This window comes from Rhodococcus sp. NPDC059234 (assembly GCF_042754225.1).
Taxonomy (GTDB): Bacteria; Actinomycetota; Actinomycetes; order Mycobacteriales; family Mycobacteriaceae; genus Rhodococcus_G.
In genome coordinates, this window is sequence record NZ_JBHZAH010000186.1 from 1 (window position 1) to 5,923 (window position 5,923).

5 protein-coding genes are annotated in these 5,923 nt (G+C 72.1%); 2 read left to right on the top strand and 3 right to left on the bottom strand.

The features are described 5' to 3' along the window. Positions 1–46 precede the first annotated feature (46 nt). Positions 47–1,543 (bottom strand): MFS transporter, encoded by a 1,497-nt coding sequence (locus tag ACFXGJ_RS23785; RefSeq protein ID WP_378625720.1) that lies wholly within the window; start codon positions 1,541–1,543, stop codon positions 47–49. A gap of 169 nt (positions 1,544–1,712) precedes the next feature. Between ACFXGJ_RS23785 and ACFXGJ_RS23790 the strand changes: the two genes are divergently transcribed. Next, positions 1,713–2,378 carry a TetR/AcrR family transcriptional regulator gene (locus ACFXGJ_RS23790; protein WP_378625721.1) on the top strand — a complete coding sequence of 222 codons (666 nt, stop codon included), beginning with the start codon at positions 1,713–1,715 and terminating at the stop codon, positions 2,376–2,378. Here the strand turns inward: ACFXGJ_RS23790 and ACFXGJ_RS23795 are convergent. Continuing rightward, complete coding sequence (locus ACFXGJ_RS23795) at positions 2,368–3,681, bottom strand: hypothetical protein (protein ID WP_378625722.1); 1,314 nt, start codon at positions 3,679–3,681, stop codon at positions 2,368–2,370. The two genes, ACFXGJ_RS23790 and ACFXGJ_RS23795, sit on opposite strands and share 11 nt — an antisense overlap. Beyond that, positions 3,678–5,027: a hypothetical protein gene (locus tag ACFXGJ_RS23800; protein ID WP_378625723.1), complete on the bottom strand. Its 1,350-nt coding sequence runs from the start codon at positions 5,025–5,027 to the stop codon at positions 3,678–3,680. Before ACFXGJ_RS23800 ends, ACFXGJ_RS23795 begins: the two co-directional genes overlap by 4 nt. A gap of 97 nt (positions 5,028–5,124) precedes the next feature. Here ACFXGJ_RS23800 and ACFXGJ_RS23805 point away from each other — a divergent pair, with 97 nt between their 5' ends. Then, positions 5,125–5,874 (top strand): isocitrate lyase/phosphoenolpyruvate mutase family protein, encoded by a 750-nt coding sequence (locus tag ACFXGJ_RS23805; RefSeq protein ID WP_378625725.1) that lies wholly within the window; start codon positions 5,125–5,127, stop codon positions 5,872–5,874. Positions 5,875–5,923: the final 49 nt, after the last annotated feature.

Here is a 5,923-nt window from a genome sequence, read left to right on the forward strand (position 1 = left end):
GATCACGCAGTGCGTGATCGCCGCCGGATCGCTCGGCGCGGTGACGTCAGTGCGCCATCGCGAGCTGCTGACCTTCTACCGGTGCGGGCAGCTTTCCGCCGGGCAGAAGGAAGGCCGAGATCACCGCTCCCACAGTGAAGATCGCCGCCGCCCACCAGAACGTGGTGGTGTAGCTGTGCACCGCGGCGAGGGCCTGGGCCTGCGGGGTCGGCACGGCGCCGGACAGGTAGTTCGACGCGGCGGTCGCGGCGACGGTGCTGAGCAGCGCGGTGCCGATCGAGCCGCCCACCTGCTGCATGGTGTTCACGGTCGCCGACGCCACGCCGGCGTCCTCGGGGTGCACGCCGGTGATCGCGCCCTGCATTCCGGGGGCGAACACCATGCCCATCCCGAGACCGAGCAGCACCAGGCCGGGCAGGATGTGCGGCGCGTAGGTGCTCTCGACGGTCAGTTGCGCGAGCACGCCCATACCGATCGCGGCGACGACCAGTCCGCCGGTCATCAGCAGTCGCGGCCCGACCTTCGGCAGCAGCACCGCCGTGGAGGTGGTCGCCGAGGTGACCATGCCCGCGACCATCGGCAGGAACGCGAGGCCGGTGACGATGGGGCTGTACTGCAGCACGGTCTGCATGTAGAAGGTCAGGAACAGGAACACCGCGAACATGCCGGAACCGGTGATGAACATCGCCAGGTAAGCGCCGCCGCGGGTGCGGTCGAGGACGATCCGCAGCGGAAGCAGCGGGTGTGCGACGCGGGTCTCGATGACGACGAACACCGCCAGCAGGACCGCGCCGGCCACCAGCCAGGCGATGGTCGCCCCGTTGGACCAGCCGTGCGACTCGGCGTGCGAGAAACCGTAGACGATGCTGAACAGTGCCGCCGACACCGAGATCGTGCCGGGGATGTCGAGCTTGGGCCGGTGCTCGGCCTTGTGCGGGGACATCATCGTCAGGGCGCCGACCAGCGCGACGGCCGCGAAGATCAGGTTGACGTACAGGCTCCAGCGCCAGGACGTCCATTCGGTGAGCATGCCGCCGAGCAGCAGCCCCACCGCGCCGCCGGCGCCCGCGACCGCACCGAAGATGCCGAACGCTTTGGCGCGCTCGTCGGGCTTGGTGAAGGTGGTCGCCAGCAGGGACAGCGCGGCCGGGGCGAGCAGGGCGGCGAAGACTCCCTGGCCGGCGCGGGCGGCGACGAGCATCGGGAAGTTCACCGCGGCGCCGCCGACCGCGGACATCGCGGCGAACCCGATCAGTCCGATGACGAAAGTGTTTCTGCGGCCGAACAAGTCGGACAGCCGCCCACCGAGCAGCAGCAGGCTGCCGAACGCGAGGGCGTAGGCGGTGACCACCCACTGGCGGTCGCCGTCGGAGAACTGGAGTGACTTCTGCGCGGCGGGCAGCGCGATGTTCACGATGGTCGCGTCGAGCACGACCATCAGCTGGGCCAGGGCGATGACCGCCATGACGAACCAGCGCAGGCGGTGTTCCCTTTCGGTCGAACCCGGGGCCGCCTCCGGGCGGTCGAGTGTGGTGGTGGTCATGAGCTACAGCCCCTTCGACGTGGGTCGGTGTCTGTGCACGGGATCGGATGGAAGCGGAGGAGTAAGCTCCACTTAGGTCACCGTACGCCTAAGTGGAGGAGATGTCTCCACTTAATTTCTCGAGCGGTGCGGTTTGTCCGGGTATGTCGCAATTTTCTGGGATGGCAGAATGAATATCGTGAGCACCGTCACAGGAGCGCGCCGGCTGCGTGCCGACGCCGAGCGCAATCGCCGCAAGATTCTCGACGCCGCGGCCGACCTGTTCGCCACGCGCGGCATCGACATCACCCTCGACGACGTCGCGCGGCACGCGAAGGTCGGTGTCGGCACCGTCTACCGCAGGTTCACCTGCAAGCAGGAACTGGTGGACGGGGTGTTCCAGCAGCACATGGACGACATCGCCGACGCCGCGACCGCCGCCCTGCAGCGCGCGGACCCGTGGGAGGGTCTCGTCGACTTCATCGCCCTGACCTGCGAGCAGATGGCGCTCAACCGCGGCATGGGCGACGTGTTCTTCAGCGACGACGAGGGCCGCGAACAGATCGCCTGCGCCCGCGAGCGGGTGACGCCCCTCGTCGAGGCCCTGATCGCCAGGGCCCAGGATGCGGGCGCCCTGCGCCCCGACATCACCGTCAACGACCTGTTCACCATCAGCCGGATGGTCGAGTCGGTCATCGACTTCGCCCGACCGGTCGCGCCCGAGGCCTGGCGCCGCTACCTGGGCCTGGTGCTCGACGGGATGCGGGCCGAGGGGACCGCGCGGACGCCGCTGACCGCACCGTCGCTGACCGACGAACAGGTCGAGCAGGCGAAGGCCGCGTGCGTCAGGAAGTAGGGCTCGCGGGTCGCCGACCCAGCCGGACCGCCGCGACGACGGCGGCACCGGCGACGAGCGCCGCGGCCAGGCTCAGCGCCGTCGGTTCGGCCGGCGGCACCGAAAGCAGGCCGCGCGGGAGCTCGGTGAACACGGACGAGGTGCCGAACCGGCCCCACTCGGTCGACTGGCCGGCCACCGTCAGCGCCGACGGCACGAGCAGCACCGCCAGGCCCGTCACGGCGGCGCCACCCCGGACCGGGCCGCACGACCCGAGCGCGTACCCGGCGATCGGGGCCAGCGCGAGCCAGCGGACCGCGTCCCGCATGCCGTCGTCGAAGTCCGGCAGCAGGCCGATCGCGCTGATCGCCGCCAGAAGTGCCAGTCCGGCAACGAGGTTCGGGAATCTGACGCCCACAGCCACCCCGACCGCGAGCGAGGTCGCGATGATGGCGACGCCGAGCGCGTTGGTGTCGGTCCCGCCGAAGAGGGGCGCCGCGGTCGCGACCACCGCGGTGGCGGTCAGCAGCAGTCGGCCGTCGCGGCCGTCGAGGGCGAACGCCGCCGCACCGACGGCGAGGGCGAACACCGCCAGCAGGGGAGCGGCGAGCGCCCAGTTGTCCGGTGCCACACCGATCGCCGCGTTCGTCGCCAGGCCCGTCACCACGACCACGAGCGTGGCGGCCACGCCGCGGGTGGCAGGTTCGGCCAGTTCCCCGCGGCCGATCGTCGCGGCCGCGACCGTGCAGACGAGCGCCGGTACCAGCAGCCACCACGGCGGTGCGGCGACCACCGCGTCCGCGTCGGTGAGCGGGGTGTACGCGGTCCAGCCGAAGTCCACCCCCTCGCCGGTGCTCCATCCCCAGCCGCGGTCGAGATTGAATGCGACGGTGGGCGCCAGCAGTAAGGCCGCGAATGCTCCCACCGTCAGCCCGGTCGACCCGCCCCTCGTCGCGAGCACGGCCGCCGCGCCGCCGAGCGCCAACCCGGCACCGATCCCGCTCAGGTAGTTCGCCGCGATCAGCCATTCGATCTGTCGCACATGCTCGTTCGTCAGCCCCGCCGCCGCGACCAGGGCCAGTCCGAGCGCCGCGGTCACCCATGCCGACCGTGCGCCGGCGCCGCGGCGTGCGAGTGATCCCGCGACGGACGCCGCGAGCACCACCCCGATCGCGGCGGCGAGTGGCCGGCTGGTCGTCAGCGCCTGCATCTGCCCGTCGGTCGCGACGAACCCGAAGCTCGACGCCAGCGGCGCGAGCAGAGCCCACCCGGCCGTCGCGCCGACGAGCAGGGCGCCGAGGAACCCGAGCACCCGGCCGGTCATCGCGGGGCCCGCAGGCCGCGCACGCCGAACGCACAGAACGCGACCGCGATCGCCAGCGCGATGCCCGCGCTGCGGTAGTCGAAGCCGGGGTAGTCGAACCCGTAGGCGGTCCAGCCGGTTTCGGGGGTGTGCGCACTGAGGGTCGGGCCGCCGCGCAGCGGCTCGTAGGCCCCGCTGTGGACGACGGTGCTCGTCGCGACGGTCGCCGCGGAGTAGAACACCATGGAGACGAACGGAATCGTGAACCCGGCCGCCGCGACCGCCGCGACGCCCGGCAGCGTCGACCCGACCGCCAGGCCGGCCCCGACGCCGAGCACGGCCAGCCGCACCAGCAGCCACGGGCCGTCGTGACCGAAGTCCGGCCAGATCGCGGCGAGCAGCGGGACCAGAGCCGCGACACCGAGCCCGGCCACCGGGGTCCGCCACCGCCCCGCCAGCCGCAGCCCGACCGCCACCGCGCCCGTCGCGACCGCGACCACCACCGACGGTGACACCTCCCGGAACGGGTCGCGCAGGTCCACCAGCACCGGCATCGCGGCGGCCGCGACGCCGGTGGTCGCCAGCAGGAAGGCGCCCCCGCCGGACTCGCGCTCGACCAGCCGCGCGCACACCTCGGTGGCCACCAGCACCACCACCATCGCGACCCCGAGGACGACCCAGACGTGCAGCCGGGAGTCGCTGCCGCGCTCGTTGATCCAGGAAAGCTGCAGCCGGTTCACCACCGCCAGCGCGACGACGGTCAGCAGGGCGCCGCGCGCCTCCGGTCCGCTCACCCGCTGAATCCTGGTCCCGGCGTCGGCGGTGACCGCACTCGCGATCGCCAGCGCCAGCGTCGGTCCGAGCAGCCACCAGGACGGTTCCCCGACGGACGAGGTGGTGAAGGTCAGCGTCGCCATCCCGGACGCCTGCGCGGACAGGAACGCGGCGACCGCGCCGAGGGTGGTCGCCCACTGCCCGGCCCGACCGGCCCACGCCGTCGCCACGACGGATCCGAGCAGCACCCCCGCGGCCGCGGTCTTGAGGTAGTGCAGGGCGGTGAGCGCGTCGAAGTCGCTGACCCCCGGAACCGTCAGCCGCGCACCGAGCAGGACGAGGGTCGCCATCGCCGCGGCCGCCCAGCCGACACGCCGAGAACCACTGCGCTGCAGGAGAATGCAGGTGGCGACGGCGATCACCGCGCCGACCGCGACACCGGTCGGCTGGGCGTCGAGCCAGCTGTCGAATTGGCGGTCGGACGCGTTGACCGCCCAGTGTCCGCCGGGCGGGACGGTGAGCACGAAGGCGGCCAGGGCCGCGCCCAGCGCGGCCGCGAGCGAGGCGGCGATGGTCCGGGAGGCGACGGGCATTTGTCGACGCTAACGGAAATGTCGTGATTCCAAGGATGAGTCGAGGCCCGTCGGCGTGCCACGATGTACGCGACACTCCACGAGGCGAGGAACCACCATGGCATCGATCACCGAGAAGGCAACCACCCTGCTGGCCCTGCACCAGCCCGGCAATCCCGTGATCCTCCCGACCGTGTGGGACGCGTGGTCGGCGAACCTGGCCGTGGAGGCCGGTTTCGCCGCGCTGACCGTCGGCAGCCATCCGGTCGCGGATTCGGTGGGCAAGCCCGACAACGAGGGCATGACGTTCGCAGAGTTGACGGCCCGCGTCGGCCAGATCACCGCCGCGGTGGACCTGCCGGTCTCCGTCGACATCGAGTCGGGCTACGGCCTCGACCCGCAGCGGCTGATCGACGGACTGGTCGAGGTCGGGGCGGTGGGCCTCAACATCGAGGACACCGTGCACAGCGAGGGCGGTCGCCTGCGCGAGGCGCAGGAGCACGCGGACTTCGTCGGCGGCCTGCGGCGTGCCGCGGACGCGGTGGGCGTGCACGTGGTGGTCAACGCGCGCACCGATCTGTTCATCAAGCAGGTCGGGGACGAGGCGGACAGGGTGCAGCGGGCCATCGCGCGGCTGACCCTGGCCGCGGAGGCGGGCGCCGACGTGCTGTACCCGGTCGGGTTCCACAGCGACGAGGTGTACCGGCAGCTGACGGCGGCGCTGCCGTTGCCGGTCAACGCGATTGCCGACCCGGTGAGCGGCGAGAAGGCCGCTTTCGCGGCTCTCGGCGTCGGCCGGGTGAGCTTCGGTCCCCTGCTGCAGGCCGCCCTCGCCGTCCGCGCGAACGAGCTCCTCGCCCGCTGGTGATGCGCTTCGCGCAGTGGTGCGGTTACGGAGTCCCTGCACTCCGTAACCG

Bases quoted from the DNA above. Each gene is read 5' to 3' on its own strand.
- ACFXGJ_RS23785 (WP_378625720.1), bottom strand. From the start codon at position 1,543: ATGACCACCACCACACTCGACCGCCCGGAGGCGGCCCCGGGTTCGACC.
- ACFXGJ_RS23805 (WP_378625725.1), top strand. From the start codon at position 5,125: ATGGCATCGATCACCGAGAAGGCAACCACCCTGCTGGCCCTGCACCAG.
- ACFXGJ_RS23800 (WP_378625723.1), bottom strand. From the start codon at position 5,027: ATGCCCGTCGCCTCCCGGACCATCGCCGCCTCGCTCGCGGCCGCGCTG.
- ACFXGJ_RS23790 (WP_378625721.1), top strand. From the start codon at position 1,713: ATGAATATCGTGAGCACCGTCACAGGAGCGCGCCGGCTGCGTGCCGAC.
- ACFXGJ_RS23795 (WP_378625722.1), bottom strand. From the start codon at position 3,681: ATGACCGGCCGGGTGCTCGGGTTCCTCGGCGCCCTGCTCGTCGGCGCG.